The sequence below is a fragment of the Flavobacterium sp. LC2016-13 genome (assembly GCF_009707955.1).
GTDB lineage: Bacteria > Bacteroidota > Bacteroidia > Flavobacteriales > Flavobacteriaceae > Flavobacterium.
This window is the reverse complement of record NZ_WMDQ01000011.1, coordinates 37,447-57,541: the sequence shown is the minus strand read 5'-3', so window position 1 is coordinate 57,541 and position 20,095 is coordinate 37,447. Positions and strand designations below refer to the sequence as shown.

The following is a 20,095-nucleotide window of genomic DNA, read 5'->3' as shown; positions in this document are numbered from 1 at the left end:
TTTAAATTTCTTCTGTTAAAGGTGTTTCATCTTCTTTTGCTTCTCCTTTATGGGTAAATTTTTGAGCCAAAGTGGCAAAAATGAAGTACAAGCCAGGCACCACAACAATTCCAAAAACAGTTCCTATCAACATACCTCCACAAGCAGCAGTACCAATAGTTCTGTTTCCAATTGCACCCGCACCTGAAGCAATCATAAGCGGAATCAATCCTGCAATGAAGGCAAAAGAAGTCATTAAAATAGGGCGTAAACGTGCAACAGCTCCTTCAATTGCGGCTTTAAATGGAGAAAGACCATCTTTGTGTTTCATTGCCGCAAATTCTACAATCAGAATGGCATTTTTACCCAAGAGCCCCACTAACATAATCATGGAAACCTGGGCATAAATATTGTTTTCTAATCCAAAAAGAAATAAGAAAAGAAATGCTCCAAAAATCCCCACAGGCAATGAAAATATTACTGTCAGGGGCAATAAGAAACTTTCGTATTGAGCAGCTAATAACAAGTACACGAACAATAAACAGATTAAGAAAATATAAATCGCCTGGTTGCCTGACTGCACTTCGTCTCTTGTCATACCTGCCCAATCAATAGCATAGCCTTTGGGTAGTTTTTGCTTGGCAACTTCCTGCACGGCATTAATGGCTTCACCACTGCTGTAACCTGATTTTGCTTCACCATTTAACTCGGCAGAAGGATACATATTATAGCGTGTAATTTGGTCAACTCCATATATTTTGTTTATTTCCATAAAAGCAGAAAGCGGTACCATTTCATCTTTGTCATTTTTGACATATAATTTTAAAATATCTTCAGGTTTGGCTCGATATTCTGGCGACGCCTGCACCATTACTTTATACATTTGTCCAAATTTGATAAAGTTGGTTGCATATTCACTACCAAGTAAAGTTTGCAGACTGCTCATAGCATCATCAACTGTAACTCCTTTTTGGGAAGCTTTGTCAATATCAATGTTGAGCATATACTGCGGATAGCTGGCATCAAAGATGGAGAATGCGGAACCTATTTCCGGACGTGCCTGTAAATCTGCTTTGAATTGATTCACAACAGTTTCCATTTTCTTGAAATCGCCTGCACCAGTTTTATCTAAAAGTCGTAATTCAAATCCACTTGCATTTCCGTAACCTGGAACAGCTGGTGGTGGAAAAAACTCCAATTTTGCGTCTTTGATGTTTTTAGTTCTTTCCTGAACCAATGCCATAATATCCTCTACAGTTTGAGTCCTTTCATCCCAATTTTTGAAATTTACAAGACAAGTTCCATACGTTGCACCTGTACCATCAGAGAGAATATTTGTTCCCGCTAAAGTTGATATTGATTCTATTGCCGGAATGTCTTTACAGAGCTTTTGAATTTTATTTACGACTTCTTTTGTTCGCTCTAAAGTAGAACCTGATGGTGTAGTAACACTTACATAAAATGTTCCCTGGTCTTCATTTGGGATAAATCCGGTAGGCAATATTTTTCCAAACAATCCAATTCCTGCGCAAAAAACAAGTAAAACAACTAAAGTCAGCGTTTTTCTGTTTATTATGACGGTCAATATCTTTTGATAGCGCTCAGCTATACTATTATACTTACTATTGAATATATCAAAAAATCGATCTAAACTATTTTTTTTCTTTTTGTGTGAGTGAGGTTTCAGCATTAACGCACAAAGGGCAGGTGTTAAGGTTAAGGCGCTGACTCCGGAAAGCACAATCGAAATTGCCATGGTTAAAGAAAACTGTTTAAAAAAGATTCCTACCGGCCCGGTCATAAAAACAGCCGGGACAAACACGGCTGCCATAACCAATGTAATGGCTATAATCGCACCACTAATCTCTTTCAGCGCTTCAACAGTAGCATTTAACGGCGCTAATCCTTTTTCCATTTTAGCATGTACGGCTTCTACAACAACAATAGCATCATCTATGACAATCCCAATGGCTAACACCAATGCAAAAAGCGTTATTAAGTTGAGCGAAAAGCCAAACATCTGCATGAATAAAAAAGTTCCCACAAGTGAAACAGGCACTGTTATTGTTGGGATAATTGTAGAGCGCCAGTCCTGCAGGAAAATAAAAACTACCAACACTACCAGTAGTAATGCTTCAAACAATGTTTTGATAACTTCGTGAACCGAAGCATCCAAAAATCGAGATACATCGTAACTGATTTCATAATCCATTCCTTCAAGAAAGGCAGTATCTTTCAGTTCCGCCATTCTTGCTTTTACTTTTGCAATAACTTCACTGGCGTTGGAACCCGGTAGTTGCTTTAATTGAATTGCAGCTGTTGGCTTTCCATCAATTTTAGCTTCTACGTCAAAATAAGTAGTTCCAAATTCGACATCGGCTACATCTTTTATTCTTAAAATTTCTCCACCTGAACTAGAACGGATAGGAATGTTTTCGTATTGTTCTTTAGTATTAAAACGTCCTGTATATTTAACAACATACTGCAGGGATTCTGAATTTGGCTTATCGGAACTTTCTCCCACCTTTCCTGGTGCTGCTTCTATATTTTGAGCTTGCAACGCATTAATAACATCATTGGCAGAAACTTTGTAGTTTAGCATTTTGTCAGGCTTGAGCCAAACACGCATGGCGTATTCTTTTGCGCCTACAATATCAGCATAGCCTACACCATTTATCCTTTTCAAATCGGCTAAAATATTAATATCGGCAAAATTGTAAAGGAATTTTTCTTCTACCTTTGGGTCGTTGCTGTAAATGTTGAGATACATCAGCATAGCATTTTCTTCCTTGGCAATTTTAACCCCGTTTTTGATCACTTCTTCGGGTAATTCTCCCATTACTGCAGCGACACGGTTTTGCACATTTACTGCGGCAATATCAGGATTGGTTCCTACTTCAAAAATAATCTGAACCACACCAACACCATCATTACCAGCATCACTGGACATATATTTCATTCCGGGAACACCATTGATGGCTCTTTCTAACGGAACAATGGCTGCTTTGGTTACGGTTTCGGCATTGGCACCAGTAAATTCAACTGTTACGTTAACCTCTGGCGGGGCAATACTCGGGAATAAGGTCATAGGCAATTGGGTCAAAGCCAATAAGCCTAAAAGTGTTATAAATACAGATATAACAATCGATAGAACGGGTCTATGAATAAAACGTACTGTCATTTCTAGCTGGATTAATGGTTAGTTAATATTGCAATTACTTCTTGGAAAGACTTTGTCTCAGGAATGATTTTCATTCCTGATTTTACATTTTGAATGCCCTCGTAAATAATTTTATCATTAACTGTTAATCCTGAAGCTACAACATATAAATTAGGCATTCTCGAAGAAATGGTAATTTCTCTTTGCGCTACTTTATTGTTTGCATCAACTACAAAAACATATAATTTTTCTTGTATTTCAAAAGTTGTTTTTTGTGGAATTAGGATGGCGTTTTTTAAGGGGACAGGTAAAACGATTTTAGCACTGGAACCGTGCTTTAATAAATTATCAGGATTCGAAAAACGCGCTCTAAATCCAATAGTCCCTGTTTCGCCATCTAGCTCGCTTAAAATGGTTTCAATTTTTCCGTTTTGTTTCAAAAGTTTATTATTGGCAAGAAGCAAGGAAACCGAAGTGTTTTTATTGGCTTCATTATTTTCTTTAAAATCCAAAAATTCTTTTTCGGATACATTGAAATACGCAAAAACGGCAGAGTTGTTAGAAATGGTAGTCAGCAAGGTTCCTTCTTCAACCAAAGTTCCTAATTTATTTGGAATTCTATTAATCACTCCGCTAAAAGGCGCTTTGATGTTGGTAAAAGATAAGTTGAGTTTTGCAGTAGCAATATTAGCGTTGGCTTCATCTATGTTGGCTTGTAATGCCTCTATTTTTGATTTCGCCATAACTAATTCAGAACTTGATACAATATTTTTTTCAACTAATGTTTTGGTATTTTTAAGTTGTACTTCTGCGGATTTTAAATCTGAAACAATCGATTTTAATTGGGCTTGTGTTTTTAGCAGTTCTAATTTATATTCACTATTATTTAGTGTAAATAAGGTTTGATCAGCCTGAACAATTTGCCCCTCATCAACATAGATTTTGTCGATAAATCCTTTGAATTTAGCCCTTAATTCAACATTTTGGATGGACTGAATTTCAGCTACATATTCTTTATTATAAGTGGTGTCAATTTGAACAGGATTAATCACAGGAAATTTTTCCTGAGTGATTGTTCTCTCGTGATTCTTTTTACAAGAAGAGAAAAGAGCTACCAGGATTACAGGTATAACAAGTGACAAGGCAATATTGACAAAAATATTGCGTCTTGATTTTTTACAGAACATACTTTTTTTTTTAAATTATAAGATAAGTGGATACAGTCCGCATAGGGGCGGACAAAAAAATAATTAGAAAAAGCTATGCTTCGGGTGGAGGATTAAACACTTCCAGGTAAGGAATACCAAGAGAAGGTCTTTTATAATCTACAAAGGTGTTATTAGTTTGTGCAACAGGATAGAAAAGATTCTTGTATGGAGTGTTGAAAATCATTTGACAGAATTCAAATGCTGTTGCTTTTTTTGTAAAACTGAAATCGTCCTGATCATTTTCATCTTTCTCAGAAAAGGCATCTTCAATCTGCAGCACATCTTCTGCAAACCATTCTGCAATACTTTCAATTTCGTTATAGGATAAATCCTCTGCAATAGAATTATCTTGAGCGTCAGGTGCATCAACACTAAAGTTCAGGATATGTAAGGCCATTATGACCCAAATCACTTTATAAATTCTATGCTGGCTGTTTTTTTTCATTGACAGGTCAAAAGTAATGACAATTTGGCTCTGCCGCAAATTAAATAAATGTAAAGTTTTATCAGTATAATGAACTGTTCAATAAAAAATGAAACTCTGAATTGATCTGGTATTCAGAATTTCATTTTAAATAGTTGATTTTTATTCTTCTATATTTTTCATTTTCATCAATAGAGAATAAGCTCCTTTTGTCACTATAGCCGCCCCGGTTAAGTCATTTGACATAATTTCAGTAAACCCATTTTCAGAATTTCCTACTGTGACTTCTTTCATTTCAAACTGTTTGTTGCCTTTGTTTATGAAAACGAAGTCTTTGTTTTCAAAATTTATGATGGCATCAGATGGCAGAACATTAGACTCTTGGCTGTTGAGTTCAATTACAGCATTCATGTACATCCCCGGCAGAAGTGTTTTATCATAATTGGTAAAATGACAATGCATTTCGGTACTTCTGTTTTGCGAAAAATCCTTGCCAATCAAGATAATCTTACATGGATATTTTTTATCGGGATTGGCATTGGTGTAGGCTACTAATGACTGGCCAATAGCTAGTTTATTAATATCTTTCTCAAAGACAGTCAAGGCCAAATGAATGTCCGATGGATTGACTATCTCAAATAAGATGTCACTAGGATTTACATATTTTCCTGTATTTACATTCACCTTGGATACATAACCGCTTATTGGAGAATAAATATTAACGCTTTTGGATATGTTTTTAGCGGATATACTGTTTGGGTTTATACCTGCAAATTTTAATTTTTCCCCATAGGATTGTACCATCACAACAAGTGAATTGTATTCCGTTTGGGCTTGCTGGTATACTTTGTCACTGCTGGCTTTACTTTGATTGAGTTCTTTTTGTCTTTCAAATTCAGCCTTGGCGTAACCAATTTTTGATTTGGCTAAAAGATAATCTTCCTGGAGTTGGATGTACTGTTGGTCTTCAACAACACACAATACCTGACCTTTGGTCACAAACATACCCTCTAATAGTTTGGTACTTTTTAGATAACCTCCCATTGGTACGCTAATCGATACTAAGTTTTGGGGAGGTACATCTATTTTACCATTTAGTTTTAAGGTCGATGAGATTTGTTTTTGTTCCATTTTTCCTGTTTGTATGCCTGCATTTTTAATCTGGACATCTGTAAGGGTAGTGGTATTTTTTATTGGAGCGGCATCACTCTGGGACTCTTCTTTTTTGTTTGTACAGGAGGCTAAAAGCAAGAGTAGGGTCATCATTAGCAGTATGTCTTTAGTTCCCTTTAGCAGCGTGTTATCTCGGAACTGTTTCTGGGATTTTCCAGCGTTTATATTTTGAATTTGTGATTTCATAATTGAATTGTTTATTTAATATGTTCAGAAGCCAGTTGTTTGAAACTGGTTTTAAATCTTAACTCTAAGGAGTTTTATCGAATTAATAAAAACTAATGTATCGGGGAGGAGATGGATCGCAGCAGCCTCAACGGGCCCGATTATCTTTAGCAGTACCAAAGTAATTCCAATAACGTGAACGACACCTACACCCACAAAAATATTTTCACGAATGGTACGATAGGCTCTTTTACTGATGGCACGTGCCTTGGCAATCTTTTCCAATTTGTCCTGCATCAGTACAATATCTGCGGCTTCCATTGCTGCCTCTGTTCCCATAGCTCCCATTGCAATACCGATATTGGCCTGAACCAGAGCGGGAGCATCATTAATTCCATCTCCTACCATGGCTACTTTAGTACCACCTTTCTGTAATTCTTTGATAATGTTAATCTTATCTTCGGGCAATAAATCTGCCCTGTAATCGGTAATGCCTATTTGATTGGAAACATATTGGGCAGTTTGGGGATTGTCACCGGTGAGCATTACAATATTTTTTATACCACTTGATCTCAGTCCGGCAATCATTTCCTTAGCGCCTTCGCGTATGGCATCTGAGATATAGAATATCCCTGCGAGCTTATTTTCAATGGAAAGATAAAGGACAGTATCGGCAATATTTTCTGAGGTTGCAGGCAATGTAATTTTGTTTTCTTCCATGAAAGGTTTATTGCCTAAGAGCACCAGTTGTTTATCTACTTCGGCCGAAACACCACGTCCTTTGATGACCTGAAAATCTTTGGGTTCCCCATAAGTAAGCTTTAACTTGTCTGCATGGCTTAAGATGGCTTTAGCCAGGGGATGACCCGAGCGCCTGTCTACTGTGGCTGCAAATTGAAGGAGCTGGTTTTCATTGTAAGAGGGATCAATGATCTCTATTTTATTGACTACCGGACTTCCCAGGGTTAATGTTCCGGTCTTATCAAAAACAATAGTGGTCACTTTAGCGAGCTCTTCGAGAAACAAGCCGCCTTTAACCAAGATTCCTTCCCGCGCAGCACGTGCTATGGCAGAAATGGTGACCAAAGGTGTTGCCAAACCTAACTCAGCTGGAGAAGTAAAGATTAATAATGCAATTACAAGCTTGACATCCCTGGTGAAAAAATATACGGTTCCAACGAAAATAAATACCACAGGAATCAGCCATGAGGCTACTTTATCGGTAAATTTTTCGATAGGTGCCTGCTGGCTCTGGGCATCTTCAACCAAGGCAATAATTCTTGAAAAAACAGTATCCTGTCCTGCTTTTGTCATTTGAATGTCAAGGGCGCCAAGTTCGAGTATCGTTCCGGCAAAAACATCATCGGCTTCTTTTTTTTCCTGAGGAAAACTCTCCCCTGTTATCGGGGCCTGATTGACAGAGCCTGATCCGCTGACTACTTTTCCATCAACAGGAATTTTCTCACCGGCTTTTACCAAAATGACATCTCCAATTTTCAGGTCTGTTATATCGATTATTAATTCGGAATTATTTTTTTTGATTATAGCTGTTTTAGGAACAGAGCCGATAAGTTCTTTGATAGAGGATCTGGCTTTTTCTGTACTTGCACTTGCAATATATTCAGCAATTAGAATGATCATAAGCACCACTGCACCAGCAAGATATTCTTTTCCTAAAATAGAAATAACAACAGCAATTGTTATAAACAATTCTGTACCTATTTTTTTTTCTTTAATCAAGTCCAGTATTGCTGTTTTGACCAGAGAAAAAAGTCCAAAAGCCATTGCAATAATTAAAACTGGCAACGGGATACTATCGAGATAAAACAGTAAACTGGCCATCCCTACAGTAATGATCCGTACAATTTCCCAAAGGAACTTGCGTGAGAAAAAGGTTTGTCTATAATTCATAATCCAATGTTTTTAATTCGTTAATGAATTGATTTCAATAATGCTGCTGTTGAGGCTTTTAATAGCTTCAATATAGCTGCCTTGAATCTGGGTATTTTGATTGATCAGCATTACCCATTCCAGATAGTTAATATCGCCATTGATAAATTTTTTATTAGCCGCATCGGTAATTAAATCTACGTTTTTTAATGCTTTGGTTTCATAATACAGGGTAGTTTCTTTATTTTTTTTGTATTCCAAAAGCAGTTCCTGATAACGATTTTGCAATTTTAGTTTTTCGAACTCCAGATTGTTTTGAGTAATCTCCGTGCTTGTTTCCAGTGCTTTTTGCCTGTTTGCAATCGACGAGTTAAATAAAGGAAAGGCCACACCAAACTGGCCGTAAACGCCGTTATAGCTGTCCTGGAAAGCTGTATTGGTTTTGAAGGTCTGCCAGTAAACGCCTCCGATAAGTTCGGGCAGTTTTTTTGATTTTTCCAATGAAATTTCGGCTTTATTGATAGTTATTTCCTGCTGTTTCATTTTAATGATAGGCTGGTTATCAAGGGTATTTTGGTCTAAATTATCCTGTAATTCCATTTTAAATGTATTGGATACCGGTACAAAATCAGTGTCCTGATTCAGTAAATACTTAAATTGTATCTGAAGCATTTTAAAATCATTTTGCAGTTCCTGCAGTTGAACCTGTATTTGCCCGGATTGGTTCTCGGCGGTTGATTTTTCTAAAATATTACTTTCCCCTTTATTAAAACGCAGGGTTGATTTTCTCAGGAATTCAGAATAGATACTATCGCTTTTAAGCAGGAGTTTTTCTTTTTCTTTGAGATAAACCATTTCATAGAATACAGTAGTAACATCTTTGGTTATTTCTTTTTTTAATAGGGCTTGGTTCCACTCTCCGGTTTTGGCCTGCTCGATCAAAAGCTGTTTTTGCCTTTTGTAGATTGTAGGGAATTTAATGCTTTGGGAAACACCAATTTTGATATCGTTCATATTGGTATTAAACTGGCCGTATTCTCCCACTATGCCAGTGTTGGAAATATCATACCCTGTCCTGGTCATTTTTTGAAGATAGTCAGAATTGAGCTTTGCGTTTTTTGCTTTTACGTTGTTCTGTAATGCTGTTTCAAGAGCCTTATCAATGGATATTTGTTGCTGGGCATTGCCGGAAATAGTCATGAAAAAACAAAATGAGGCAATTATAGATATGCTTTTCATTTTTACTTTATTTTAGTTAGATCCCGTAATTGTACGAGAATTATCGAATGTTTTACCTTCTTGAGAATAGTGAATTCATAATCATCAAATGTTATTTTGTCCTTGACATCTGGTATTCTTTTGAACTTGCTATTGAGTACCCCTGCTAAGGTTTCATTTTCCCCATCATTTTTTATAGGATGCGGCAGATCATCGTTGATATCATTTAAATGTGTTGAAGCGAGTACTTCATAAACATTGTTTTCTTTTTTAATCACATTAGCTGTTTCATCGTCTGTCTCGTCCTGTATTTCACCTACTAACTCTTCAATTATATCCTCAAGGGTGACAATGCCCTGCGTACCGCCATATTCGTTTACAACAACGGCCAATTGGATGTGTTTTAGCTGAAACTCTTTTAAAAGAGAGCCGATTTTTCTCGAAGACGGAACAAAAAGCACAGGGCGCATCATTTCTGCGATTATAATGGGCTGATTCTTTTTAGCTTTTAGCAGAAGATCTTTTAGGTAGACTACACCGATGATATTGTCAATATTTGTTTCATAGCATGGTATGCGGGAAAACCCCTGATCAATTACCCGGTCCAGTTCAGCATCATCAAAATTATCGATGTCAATAGAAATTACGTTTGTTCTGGACACGATTATTTGTCTAACGGTTCGCCCGGAAAAATCAAAAGCATTGTTGATAATATCATAGTCCATTTCTTCAATTACCCCGTCTTCTTTTCCTTGTTTGACTAAGTACTTTAGTTCATCACTGCTATGGGCTTCCGAGCCATGGGAAGCATCAATACCAAAGATTTTAAGTATTGTGTTTGCAATTCCGTTGAGCAGCCATATAAAAGGCCTAAATATGAGATAAAAGAACTGAAGCGGATAGGCGATAAAGAGTGTCGTCTGTTCTGATTTTTGAATGGCTATAGACTTAGGGGCTAATTCCCCGAAGACGATATGCAAGACTGTAATCAGTGCAAATGCTGTTGGTATGGCAATTTTATGGGCGTATTCAGGACTGAGTTCCAATCCGATCAAATCAACAAATTGCAGAATCAATTTTGAAACAACAGGTTCTCCAACCCATCCCAGTCCAAGACTTGCCAGGGTTATCCCAAGCTGTGTTGCTGCAAGATAACCGTTTAGATTGTGCAGGATGTGTTTGGATAAAACAGCGCTTTTGTTGCCTAATTTTGCTTGTAATTCCACTTGTGATAAACGAACTTTTACAATTGCAAATTCAGCTGCCACAAAAAAGCCATTAAGAAAAACCAACAGTAATGTTATGAAAATATCCATTATGGTCCTATTTAAGTTTATTTGATTTAAAGTTAATTCCTTTTTCGAACATAATGTAAAGGATAGGCAGCACAAATAAGGTCAGGAAAGTTGCAATTAAAAGCCCTCCAATGACTACAGTGGCTAAAGGCTTTTGTACCTCTGCACCCGAACTATTGCTCAGTGCCATAGGCAGGAATCCTAATGAAGCTACCAAGGCAGTCATCAGTACAGGTCTCAATCGTATTCTGGTTCCCTGTAATACGATTTTATTTAAATCTGTTTCACCTGATTTTCGGATGCTGTTGAACTCTGCAATTAAGACTAAACCATTTAAAACCGCTACACCAAATAAGGCAATAAATCCAACTCCGGCGCTAATACTAAAGGGCATTCCTCTAAGGGCTAAAAAGAAAATTCCTCCAATGGCGGATAGGGGGATAGCAGAATAAATCAGCAAGCCCTGTTTTACGGATTTAAAAGCAAAGTAGAGTAAAAGGAAAATTAAGGCCAGGGAAACCGGTACAGCAATCATCAAACGGGTTTTGGCTTCATTTAAATTTTCAAATGCTCCTCCATAAGTAGGGTAGTAACCAGCAGGAAATTTAATTTGTGTATTGACTTTGTTTTGCAATTCTTTAACGATGCTCTGCACATCGCGTCCACGGACGTTGAAACCCACTACGATTCTCCGTTTGGCATCTTCTCTTTGTATTTGGTTTGGCCCTTCTGTTATTGCTACTTTTGCCAATTGTGATAAAGGAATCTGTGTTCCATTTGGTATGGGAATCAGAAGGTTCTGAACATCTGCCAGATCCTGTCGCTTTTCACCTTCCAGACGTACCACAAGATCAAAGCGTTTTTCTCCTTCGTACACCACTCCTGTGCTTTGTCCTGCAAATGCGGTATTTACGATTCGATTGATATCCTCAATGTTTAAATTGTATTGTGCAATTGCGGCGCGATCGTAATCAATAACGACCTGAGGCATCCCGGTAACGGTTTCTACATACAAATCAGAGGTACCTTTTACCGTATTTACAATTTTACCCATTTTATTAGCATATAGCGCCAAAGTATCAAGGTCTTCTCCAAAGATTTTACAGACAACATCCTGTCTGGCCCCCGTCATAAGCTCATTGAAACGCATTTGTACTGGATATTGAAAGCCATAGGAAACACCCGGTACTGCTTCAAGTTCTTTGGCCATTTTTTCGGAGAGTTCCTCAAAAGTGGAGGCTGATGTCCACTCACTTTTATCCTTGAGTATGACCATCATATCACTGGCATCAATCGGCATTGGGTCGGTAGGTACTTCACTGCTTCCGGTTTTACCTACTATTTTTTCTACCTCAGGGAATTTCTCCAAAAGGATTTTCGAGCCCTGAGAGATCGCTGTCATGGAAGTCTGCAGGTTACTGCCGGGTAAAACCCTGGTCTCTACTGCAAAATCTCCTTCTTCCAATGAGGGCATAAATTCTCCACCCATAAAAGAAAGCGTGATTAGTGCCAGGACAAATAAAGATAATGTTATGGTAATGATCGTTCTTGGAATTGCTAAAGCCTTGCTTAGGAGCGGCTGGTAAAAATTCTCTAATTTCTCCATCATTCGATCAGAGAAGTTTTTTTTATGGCTTATATTTTTGCTTAAAAATAAAGCAGTCATCATTGGCACATAGGTAAGGGACAATATAAAAGCGCCAAAAAGGGCAAAAGCTATAGTTTGTGCCATCGGAAGGAACATTTTGCCTTCAATGCCGCGAAGGGTAAAGATTGGAATGTAGACAATCAAAATGATAAGTTCTCCAAAAACCGACACATTACGCATTTTTATGGAGGTCTTTAGCACGGTAGTATCCATATCCTGTTGTGAAACCTTGTTGCTTTTACGACTGTGCAGGCTAAAGAGACAGGCTTCGACAATAATAACAGCACCATCGACAATTAATCCAAAATCTAAGGCACCAAGGCTCATCAAATTTCCGCTGACCCCAAAGAGGTTCATCAAGATAACAGCGATAAGCATAGCCATAGGGATAACCGAGGCAACAATTAATCCGGCCCTGATATTTCCTAAAAAGAAGATCAGTACAAAAAGGACAATAAGAGCCCCCTCGAGCAAGTTCTTTTCTACCGTTGAGATGGAATTGTTTACCATTTTGGTACGATCCAAAAAGGGTTCAACAACGACTCCCTCGGGCAATGTTTTTTGAATCTGTTCTATTCTTTGTTTGATATTTTTAATGACAATATTGCTGTTGGCGCCTTTAAGCATCATTACAACAGCTCCGGCAACTTCGCCTTTTCCGTTGTAGGTCATCGCTCCGTATCGGATGGCACTTCCGATTCTCACATCGGCTACATCACGGATAAACAAGGGACCGCCGGTATTGGTGCTTTTAATGGCAATATCTTTAATATTATCGATAGTGCCGATAAGACCTTCGCTTCGGATGTACAAAACTTTCGGGCCTTTTTCAATATAGGCGCCTCCCGTGTTTTCATTGTTTTTCTCCAGAGCTGTAAACACATCGCTTATGGTAATGTTGTAAGACTGCAGTTTATTGGGATCAATGGCAATTTCAAACTGCTTTAGTTTTCCTCCAAAGCTGCTGACTTCTGCCACGCCCTCTACACTTAAAAGCTGACGGCGCACAATCCAGTCCTGAATGGTCCTGAGTTCTGTGATATCATATTTTTTTTCATAACCTGGCTTGGTCTTGACCATATATTGGTAAATTTCACCAAGACCTGTAGTAACGGGTGCCAGAAAAGGTTCTCCAATTCCTTTTGGGATCTGGTCTTTAACCGCGCTCAGCCTTTCGGTTACCTGCTGTCTTGCCCAGTAAACATCTGTTGCATCATCAAAGACAATGGTAACAACAGATAACCCAAAGCGGGAGAAACTACGTATTTCCTTTAGTCCGGGAATATTGCTGTTGGACTGTTCAATGGGAAAGGTAATGAGACGTTCAATATCAGTAGCACCCAATGATGGGGCTGATGTAATGACCTGTACCTGATTGTCGGTAATGTCGGGCACGGCATCAATGGGCAGTTTTGTAAATTGATAGCTGCCATAGCCGATAAGAACAAAGATAAAGAGGCCTATGATAAGCTTATTTTTTATCGAAAATTCTATGATTTTGTTTAGCATATTTTTTTAAGTTTAGCAGGTGCTCAATAATTATATTGAATATTCTCCTTTTAGCTTTAGCGTAACTTTGATATCCCTGGTATCGTTATTTTTAAAATACCAGCCATGTTTTCCTTCAAAAGGGGCATAAAATGTACCCACCATATTATTGGCATATGCCAAAGTATAACTCTCGAAATAGACATCACTGGGCGCATGCTTTTGGTTTACTTCGCCATGAAAATCCAAATATAGGGTTCCTTTATCAGTTGTCCATTCATATTTCATCATTCCGCCTTTGAGCATATAGGTCTTATATTCAATCCCTTTTCCTGCAGGAACCAGTACTTCCACTATATCTTCTCTTTGGTCATATTGTTTTGCAGCAGGCGGATTATCGGCTTCAATGGGTCTTTTAACCTCTGGACCTGAGCCTGCTTTTTCCATTTTAATAAGTGGGAAGGATTGCTGGGGCGTACTTGCAAGATCCTGATCAGCCTCTTGAGGAACGTAAAGTTTATTGAAACCAAATAATTTTCCTGTTCCTGCCGGATCGATCCCGTATTCAGCAGGAAGAACAGCAGTTACTAAAATAACTGCTGCCAGTATAATGGCAAATGCAACTGCTTTGATAATTTCTTTCTTTTCTACTATTTGATGATTTATTTCTGACATTGTTTGTTTTTTTAAGATGTAAAATAACCGGTTAACTGAAAGCCTAATAAGACAAATCCGGCCGCGATAAGCATTGTATTGGTTAGGGTTGAAAATCGTACGAAGCTGGGATATCTGCGCCATATCGTGATGAGGATCAGTACAAAAGTCAAGGCAATAAACTGACCGATTTCTACCCCTATATTGAATCCAAGCAAATTGGTAAACAATCCTTCTTTATCAAATTTGAAATCCTGCAGTTTACTGGCAAGTCCCAGGCCGTGGAATAATCCAAAAATCAGCACGGCGGCTTTTGCATTGGGCTGTTTGCCAAAGAATCTCTGGAAACCTCCTAAATTATCGAAGCCTTTATAGATAATCGACAAAGCAATAATGGCATCGATTAAATAGGCATTGATAGCGATGTCACACATCACTCCTAATAGGAGTGTTATACTATGTCCAATGGTAAAAAAGCTGACATATAGCAGTACTTCCTTTGGGCGGTAGAGGAAAAAAAGAACACCAATTAGAAAAAGGATATGATCATAGCCTGTAAGCATATGTTTGGCCCCGATGTATAAGAACGGACCGAAGGCTGCTCCGTCATTTCCTGTTAGGAATGTTTGTGTGTTTTCATCAACACCATGGGCGAAGAGTGTATTGACTCCCACTAAAAGCAGGATGAGGAGCAGTATAATTTTTTTTGAGTTCATAGTTGTATTTTTAATGTTTCCCGTACAATAATACATACGGGAAACAAACTTGATCTTTAGTGAGTGTGCCCGTGGGCTGCATCTGTTTTTTCCTGTTCTGTACTGATGGTATCTTTGCTGATACTGTCTTTACTTATTGTAGGAGCTTCGGATTCTGAAGAGTGCTGATGTTCTTCTGTTGTTTTTTTATTACAGGAGATTGTCAGTAAAGTAAAGCATGCAATGGCTAAAATATGTTTCATAATAGTGTTTGTTTAAATAGGGATTAATGTTGGTGACCGTGGTTGATATCCTGCTGGGAAACCTGTGTGTTTTTAAATCTGGCAGTAATGGTTTTTCCTTTTACAACTGCGTTAAGGGTACAATGGGTATAGACATTTGCCTTTGGGACATCTACAAACAAAGAATTGTTAACATCAGGGGATATAGGGTTGTCTGCTTTGGTTTTGTTGAAAAATTCAAAACTTACAGTTCCTGTCACTCCTTTATTGGAAATCGTTTTGCCTTTAGAATCCAGTATGTAAAAGCTGCAGTTATGTTCTCTTTCCACCATTTCGATTTTATATTCTCCAGCATTTTGCACTAAACCATTATGAGGTCCTTGAGTATTGTTTTCCTTTTGTTGAGCATTAGAAGTTGTTGCTCCGGCTATTAGCAGCATAAGGCCAATAGCAATAGATTTTATTTTTTGCATTTGGGATTCCGGGTTAAATAGTTATTGAATTACTTGCAGGATACATCAAAACGCCTCAACGAGAGCTCTTAAAGATTTTAAGCTATAACCTAAAATCCAGTTAGACTTTGATGAAAAAAATAAGTAGATTGTTGATACGCAGTATCATTTTGCTGTGGAAACAACAAAGTATATTTTAAAATAAGAAATCAGGATTGCTTTTTTAATAGCAAGCACTAATCAGAACTTAAAAATAAAATAGATTAACTCAATTTAGGAGGGAGCCATATAGAGGCAAAAACAGTAGAAATGTAAAATTCCTTATGAAAAGGCACAGTTCTTTTTGTAGAGATAATATTGGGCTTGCTAAGAGAAAACATAGTTTCGTTTTCAAAAGCAAGTACGGTATTCACATTAGGATTAATGGTTTTGAAAGGCAGGTTTTGATGGTTTTCTTTACCTTTCTCGGAATGTTTTTCTGTATTGTGGTAGTGAAAATCAATAAAATCAGCAAATGAAGAAGCAATACCATCCTTGCTGTGTTCTTTGAAATGCTCCATTAAGTTAGCTAATTTCAATAATTGCCCTATTTCTGTGTTGGTACACAGGAATACTACAAGTAATGATATGGCAATTGTTTTTCTTAACACGTAACAAATATATAAATAAAGTTTTTAATTTAACTTTTAGGATAAATTTATTTTTGAGAAGTTAATTTTAGTGGTGTTTTTTTAATGTGCTATCAGATTTTACAATACTAAATTTTAAAATAAGAATAGGCAGGCTTTTAATCTGTAAGGTTTAAGGTGAACGGTATTTAGTTTTGTCTGGTGCGTATTGCTTTTTTTTTGAGAATACTTAACCATAAAAAAAGTCCCCCAGTTTCAAATCTTTGAAACTGGGGGACAAATAAAAAAAATAAATAAAACACAATTTTTAGAACGAATACCTAACACCAAGCTGTCCTTGGAATCTTGAGGCTAACTGATCTACAGTATAAGGCGCCACGCTAGGTTTCTTAAAAGTATACGTTGGATCACCGGTAGCAACTCCTCCAATATTTCCTGATTTTGTTAAACCAAGATTTGCTGTTGAGTTGTAAGTGTTTGGAACGAAGTAACTTCTTCCCCAATCTTTATTGATAAGGTTTCCGATATTGGCCATGCTAAATGAAATTTGGAATGTACCCACTTTTGAAACTTTGATTTCATCCATTAATTTCAAATCAGCCTGAATGTTCCAAGGTGTAGTGTCACCATTTCTTTGAGTGAAAGTTCCTCTTCTACTTTTCAAATAATCATTTCCGTTAACAAAAGCTTCGTAATCTGCCACTTGTTGTGCTGCTGTTGCAGATGGAACTCCAGTTGAGCTTACTCCAATGTATTTAGCTGCTTCTGCTGCATCTTTAAAGATATAAGCCAATCCTGCTGCTTGTCCTGTTCCTGCGATTGTCGAGTTAACAAATCCCCATGAGAACGGATTTCCTGATTGTGCATTAAAATACACGTTTGCAGAGAAAGTATTGTTGTCAGCCAATTTTACAGCATATCCTACATTAGAAACAATTCTATGTTTGATATTAAAGTTAGAAGTTGCCAATTGCGGATCATTTGGTGTCAATGATTGGTTCATTTGGAAGTTACTTTCCATAGAGTTACGAATTCCGTTTGTAACGTCACGAGAATCTCCGTAAGTATAAGCAACCATAAAATTAAGACCAAAATCATACGTTTTTGAGATCATCTCAGTAATGCTATATCTATATCCTTTATTAGTATTTGATAATAAGTAAGCATTTGAAAAAGCCGGGTTTATATTAGCGGAATAAATTGGCATTTGGTGCTTGGTATCATAAGAGAAATAAGTAGGGTTATCCAATTTATTTACCTGTTGAAATTCAAGATCACGAATCACTTTTGTATAAATACCTTCGGTTGTAAATTTATATCCGTTGATTGTTTTATCAAAAGCTAATGAGTTTCTTAAAACTGCCGGCATTTTGAATTTGTTATCTACTAAATCTGCCTGTACTTTTGGAGTTGCATCATGATATCCGTTTAATCCATTAGGAGCCAGAGGATCACCAGCTGCTGCAACCTGAGCAGGAGTTAGATTGTTTTTATCATAACTTCCGTAACCTACACCGTCATTATAATAAGCATACCCTAACCATGCAAAAGGAATTCTTCCTGTAAACACTCCTGATCCGCCTCTAATAACTAATGTTTTATCTTCGTCAACATTATAAGTAAATCCTATTCTTGGCGATACTAATGCAGTGCTGAAAAAGTTGTTCTTAATTTGACTCAATGGTGTATAAGTATAGGTCGTACCATAGTTTGGATCTGCAGGAGAATTTTGTACCTGTTGGCTTAATTTTGGTTTATTTGGTAAATCTGTATAATCCACTCTCACACCAGGAGTAATTTTTAATTTATTACCAATTCTAATCTCGTCTTGTACATAAACACTATACAAGTTTACTTTGAATTTAGCATAAGGATTGTTGAAAATCTCATCTCTTGTAGAGCCGTCAAAGGGATATGTTCCACGAACACGGGTAGGAAGTTTATTGTAGAAATCTGCAAGGGATTTGTATGATATTCTTCCGTTAAGGGCATTTACAAATCCATAATTGATATCATAAAATTCGTTGTGTGTACCAAATAAGAACGTATGATTTCCTGTTTTGTAAGTAAGGTTGTCTGTGATCTCAGTAGTATTTTGTTTCATATTAAATACTGTTGCTTCACGGTCATTTCCTAAGAAAATTGTTCCTCCATTGTAACCAATTTCTGTTTGGGGAAACATAATATTGCTTGATTTTGGATCACGGTAATCTTTAATGGCAGAATAACTTGCAAGAAATGAGTTTGACCATTGGCTGTTAAAGTGGCTTTTTAATTCTAAAACGGTACTAATTGCCTGGTTTTTTTGATTGAAATCCATGCTGGCGAATCTGAAATTCGCAGCATCGCGCTCCAGGTTTGAGGCTTGAGAAATTACTGTGTTATTTCTTAATGAAAGCGAGTGTTTGTCATTAATTTTCCAATCTAATTTGTTGAAAAACTTTTTACTATTTGCAAAATTGTTGTAGGCACCAGAAGTTCCGGTATCAAATCCGTAATTTGCTTTTACAAAAGCAGAGATTTGATCTGCCGTTGCAACATCAACTAACGAAGCTACGTTTCCGTTTGCGTCTTTTTGACCGGCATTATAAAAAATAGGGTCTGTTCTTTCAGCATACTCCATGTTGGTAAAGAAGAACAATTTGTCTTTTATAATTGGCAAACCCAATCTAAATCCGATTTGATAATCACCAAAAGCACTTGGCATTTTAGAACCGTCTCCCGCATTATTGGGACCCGTAATGGCAGCGCTTCTTGCGTAACTGTAAATAGATCCGCTCACTGTGTTTGTACCGCTACGCGTAACAGCATTTACACTTCCACCTAAAAAGTTACCTAATTTAATATCATAAGGAGCGATGTAAACTTGTATATCTTGTATTGCATCTAAACTGATTGAGTTGGATCGTGTACTGCTTCCCGGCATACCTGAAGTTCCGCCCTGACCACCCAAAGATGGACTAAAACCAATGGCATCATTGTTTATAGAACCGTCAATAGTTACGTTATTGTATCTGAAATTGGTTCCTGCAAAAGAGTTATTAGAACTCTGCGGAACCAGTTTTGTAACATCCTGAATCCCTCTGTTGATGAGCGGAAGACCATTTACCTGTTTTTCATTGATATTGGTGCCATTGTTTTTAGAAGAGGGTTTAGAGCTTGTAATTATTACTTCTTCCAATATATTGTCTTCTGCTTTACCCACTACAATGGTTGGCAAATCATTATCGCCAAGGGCTAAATGTATTTGTGCGTTTGAATAATCTTTGGTAGCAGCGCTTTTAATTTCTAATTCGTAAGGTCCTCCGGCACTTAAATTTTCGAAACTAAATCGACCTTGTTTATCCGTTGTTGCTTTGTAAACAGAGTTGGTAGGTAAATGTGTTAAGGTAACCTCAGCATCATTAAGCGGATTGGTTCCATCATTAACTTTTGAAGATAAGGACGAGGTTGTAATCTGGGCAAAAATGTTTCCTACAGTAAGGAGCATTAAAGCCGAAAAAAAGAGTTTTAGTTTTGTCATGTTATTTCTATTTTTTATTTGACAAAGAAACTCAGTTGATTTCAATAAGATTTAACGTTTTTGTTAACTTAAAATCATAAAACTATTCAGTGTTAACTTAAAATTAGGAACAAGTTTTTTAAAAAAAATAGTTTAGTTCTTTAAAATCAGTTAATTGCGTAAAAAACTGAAAATTAACAGATTAGAGTTGTATTTAAAGTAGATTAGAAAAAGATTAGAATATTAACTTAATGTTACCAATTGTAAAAATTA

At 37.1% G+C, this 20,095-nt stretch carries 14 protein-coding genes; all 14 read right to left on the bottom strand.

The window, feature by feature from the left end:
- Position 1: 1 nt before the first annotated feature.
- The 14 genes from GKZ86_RS19980 to GKZ86_RS19915 all read right to left on the bottom strand — a co-directional run bounded on the left by GKZ86_RS19980 (position 2) and on the right by GKZ86_RS19915 (position 19,843).
- The gene (locus GKZ86_RS19980) at positions 2–3,160 is read right to left on the bottom strand and encodes an efflux RND transporter permease subunit (RefSeq protein WP_154784822.1); all 3,159 of its coding nucleotides are present in this window, start codon (positions 3,158–3,160) and stop codon (positions 2–4) included.
- An 11-nt stretch (positions 3,161–3,171) separates the two neighbouring features.
- Positions 3,172–4,326 carry an efflux RND transporter periplasmic adaptor subunit gene (locus GKZ86_RS19975; RefSeq protein WP_154784821.1) on the bottom strand — a complete coding sequence of 385 codons (1,155 nt, stop codon included), beginning with the start codon at positions 4,324–4,326 and terminating at the stop codon, positions 3,172–3,174.
- A 73-nt stretch (positions 4,327–4,399) separates the two neighbouring features.
- Positions 4,400–4,792 (bottom strand): hypothetical protein, encoded by a 393-nt coding sequence (locus tag GKZ86_RS19970; protein ID WP_154784820.1) that lies wholly within the window; start codon positions 4,790–4,792, stop codon positions 4,400–4,402.
- A gap of 141 nt (positions 4,793–4,933) precedes the next feature.
- Complete coding sequence (locus tag GKZ86_RS19965; protein WP_370456777.1) at positions 4,934–6,037, bottom strand: efflux RND transporter periplasmic adaptor subunit; 1,104 nt, start codon at positions 6,035–6,037, stop codon at positions 4,934–4,936.
- 144 nt (positions 6,038–6,181) lie between these two features.
- Positions 6,182–8,020, bottom strand: a complete 1,839-nt coding sequence (locus GKZ86_RS19960) for a cation-translocating P-type ATPase (protein ID WP_154784818.1) — start codon at positions 8,018–8,020, stop codon at positions 6,182–6,184.
- Between the two features lie 12 nt (positions 8,021–8,032).
- Positions 8,033–9,238, bottom strand: coding sequence for a TolC family protein (locus GKZ86_RS19955; protein WP_154784817.1), 1,206 nt, complete (start codon positions 9,236–9,238; stop codon positions 8,033–8,035).
- A 2-nt stretch (positions 9,239–9,240) separates the two neighbouring features.
- Entirely contained in the window at positions 9,241–10,533 is a 1,293-nt protein-coding gene (locus GKZ86_RS19950; protein ID WP_154784816.1) for a hemolysin family protein, read from the bottom strand.
- A 7-nt stretch (positions 10,534–10,540) separates the two neighbouring features.
- Positions 10,541–13,669, bottom strand: coding sequence for an efflux RND transporter permease subunit (locus GKZ86_RS19945; RefSeq protein WP_194632598.1), 3,129 nt, complete (start codon positions 13,667–13,669; stop codon positions 10,541–10,543).
- A gap of 30 nt (positions 13,670–13,699) precedes the next feature.
- Positions 13,700–14,323, bottom strand: coding sequence for a hypothetical protein (locus GKZ86_RS19940; protein ID WP_154784815.1), 624 nt, complete (start codon positions 14,321–14,323; stop codon positions 13,700–13,702).
- Between the two features lie 11 nt (positions 14,324–14,334).
- Positions 14,335–15,018, bottom strand: a complete 684-nt coding sequence (locus tag GKZ86_RS19935; protein ID WP_154784814.1) for a HupE/UreJ family protein — start codon at positions 15,016–15,018, stop codon at positions 14,335–14,337.
- A 56-nt stretch (positions 15,019–15,074) separates the two neighbouring features.
- Complete coding sequence (locus GKZ86_RS19930) at positions 15,075–15,260, bottom strand: hypothetical protein (RefSeq protein ID WP_154784813.1); 186 nt, start codon at positions 15,258–15,260, stop codon at positions 15,075–15,077.
- A 23-nt stretch (positions 15,261–15,283) separates the two neighbouring features.
- Complete coding sequence (locus tag GKZ86_RS19925; RefSeq protein WP_228526630.1) at positions 15,284–15,679, bottom strand: hypothetical protein; 396 nt, start codon at positions 15,677–15,679, stop codon at positions 15,284–15,286.
- Positions 15,680–15,954: 275 nt separating this feature from the next.
- On the bottom strand, positions 15,955–16,251 hold the full coding sequence (locus tag GKZ86_RS19920) for a hypothetical protein (RefSeq protein ID WP_228526629.1): 297 nt from the start codon (positions 16,249–16,251) through the stop codon (positions 15,955–15,957).
- A gap of 376 nt (positions 16,252–16,627) precedes the next feature.
- Positions 16,628–19,843, bottom strand: coding sequence for a TonB-dependent receptor (locus GKZ86_RS19915; protein ID WP_154784811.1), 3,216 nt, complete (start codon positions 19,841–19,843; stop codon positions 16,628–16,630).
- Positions 19,844–20,095 lie beyond the last annotated feature (252 nt).

What these genes read in the sequence shown, in the direction of transcription:
- GKZ86_RS19945 (WP_194632598.1), bottom strand. Translation starts at nt 13,669, where the DNA reads ATGCTAAACAAAATCATAGAATTTTCGATAAAAAATAAGCTTATCATA.
- GKZ86_RS19970 (WP_154784820.1), bottom strand. Translation starts at nt 4,792, where the DNA reads ATGAAAAAAAACAGCCAGCATAGAATTTATAAAGTGATTTGGGTCATA.
- GKZ86_RS19940 (WP_154784815.1), bottom strand. Translation starts at nt 14,323, where the DNA reads ATGTCAGAAATAAATCATCAAATAGTAGAAAAGAAAGAAATTATCAAA.
- GKZ86_RS19965 (WP_370456777.1), bottom strand. Translation starts at nt 6,037, where the DNA reads ATGATGACCCTACTCTTGCTTTTAGCCTCCTGTACAAACAAAAAAGAA.
- GKZ86_RS19960 (WP_154784818.1), bottom strand. Translation starts at nt 8,020, where the DNA reads ATGAATTATAGACAAACCTTTTTCTCACGCAAGTTCCTTTGGGAAATT.
- GKZ86_RS19980 (WP_154784822.1), bottom strand. Translation starts at nt 3,160, where the DNA reads ATGACAGTACGTTTTATTCATAGACCCGTTCTATCGATTGTTATATCT.
- GKZ86_RS19925 (WP_228526630.1), bottom strand. Translation starts at nt 15,679, where the DNA reads ATGCTGCTAATAGCCGGAGCAACAACTTCTAATGCTCAACAAAAGGAA.
- GKZ86_RS19915 (WP_154784811.1), bottom strand. Translation starts at nt 19,843, where the DNA reads ATGACAAAACTAAAACTCTTTTTTTCGGCTTTAATGCTCCTTACTGTA.
- GKZ86_RS19950 (WP_154784816.1), bottom strand. Translation starts at nt 10,533, where the DNA reads ATGGATATTTTCATAACATTACTGTTGGTTTTTCTTAATGGCTTTTTT.
- GKZ86_RS19975 (WP_154784821.1), bottom strand. Translation starts at nt 4,326, where the DNA reads ATGTTCTGTAAAAAATCAAGACGCAATATTTTTGTCAATATTGCCTTG.
- GKZ86_RS19955 (WP_154784817.1), bottom strand. Translation starts at nt 9,238, where the DNA reads ATGAAAAGCATATCTATAATTGCCTCATTTTGTTTTTTCATGACTATT.
- GKZ86_RS19920 (WP_228526629.1), bottom strand. Translation starts at nt 16,251, where the DNA reads ATGGAGCATTTCAAAGAACACAGCAAGGATGGTATTGCTTCTTCATTT.
- GKZ86_RS19935 (WP_154784814.1), bottom strand. Translation starts at nt 15,018, where the DNA reads ATGAACTCAAAAAAAATTATACTGCTCCTCATCCTGCTTTTAGTGGGA.
- GKZ86_RS19930 (WP_154784813.1), bottom strand. Translation starts at nt 15,260, where the DNA reads ATGAAACATATTTTAGCCATTGCATGCTTTACTTTACTGACAATCTCC.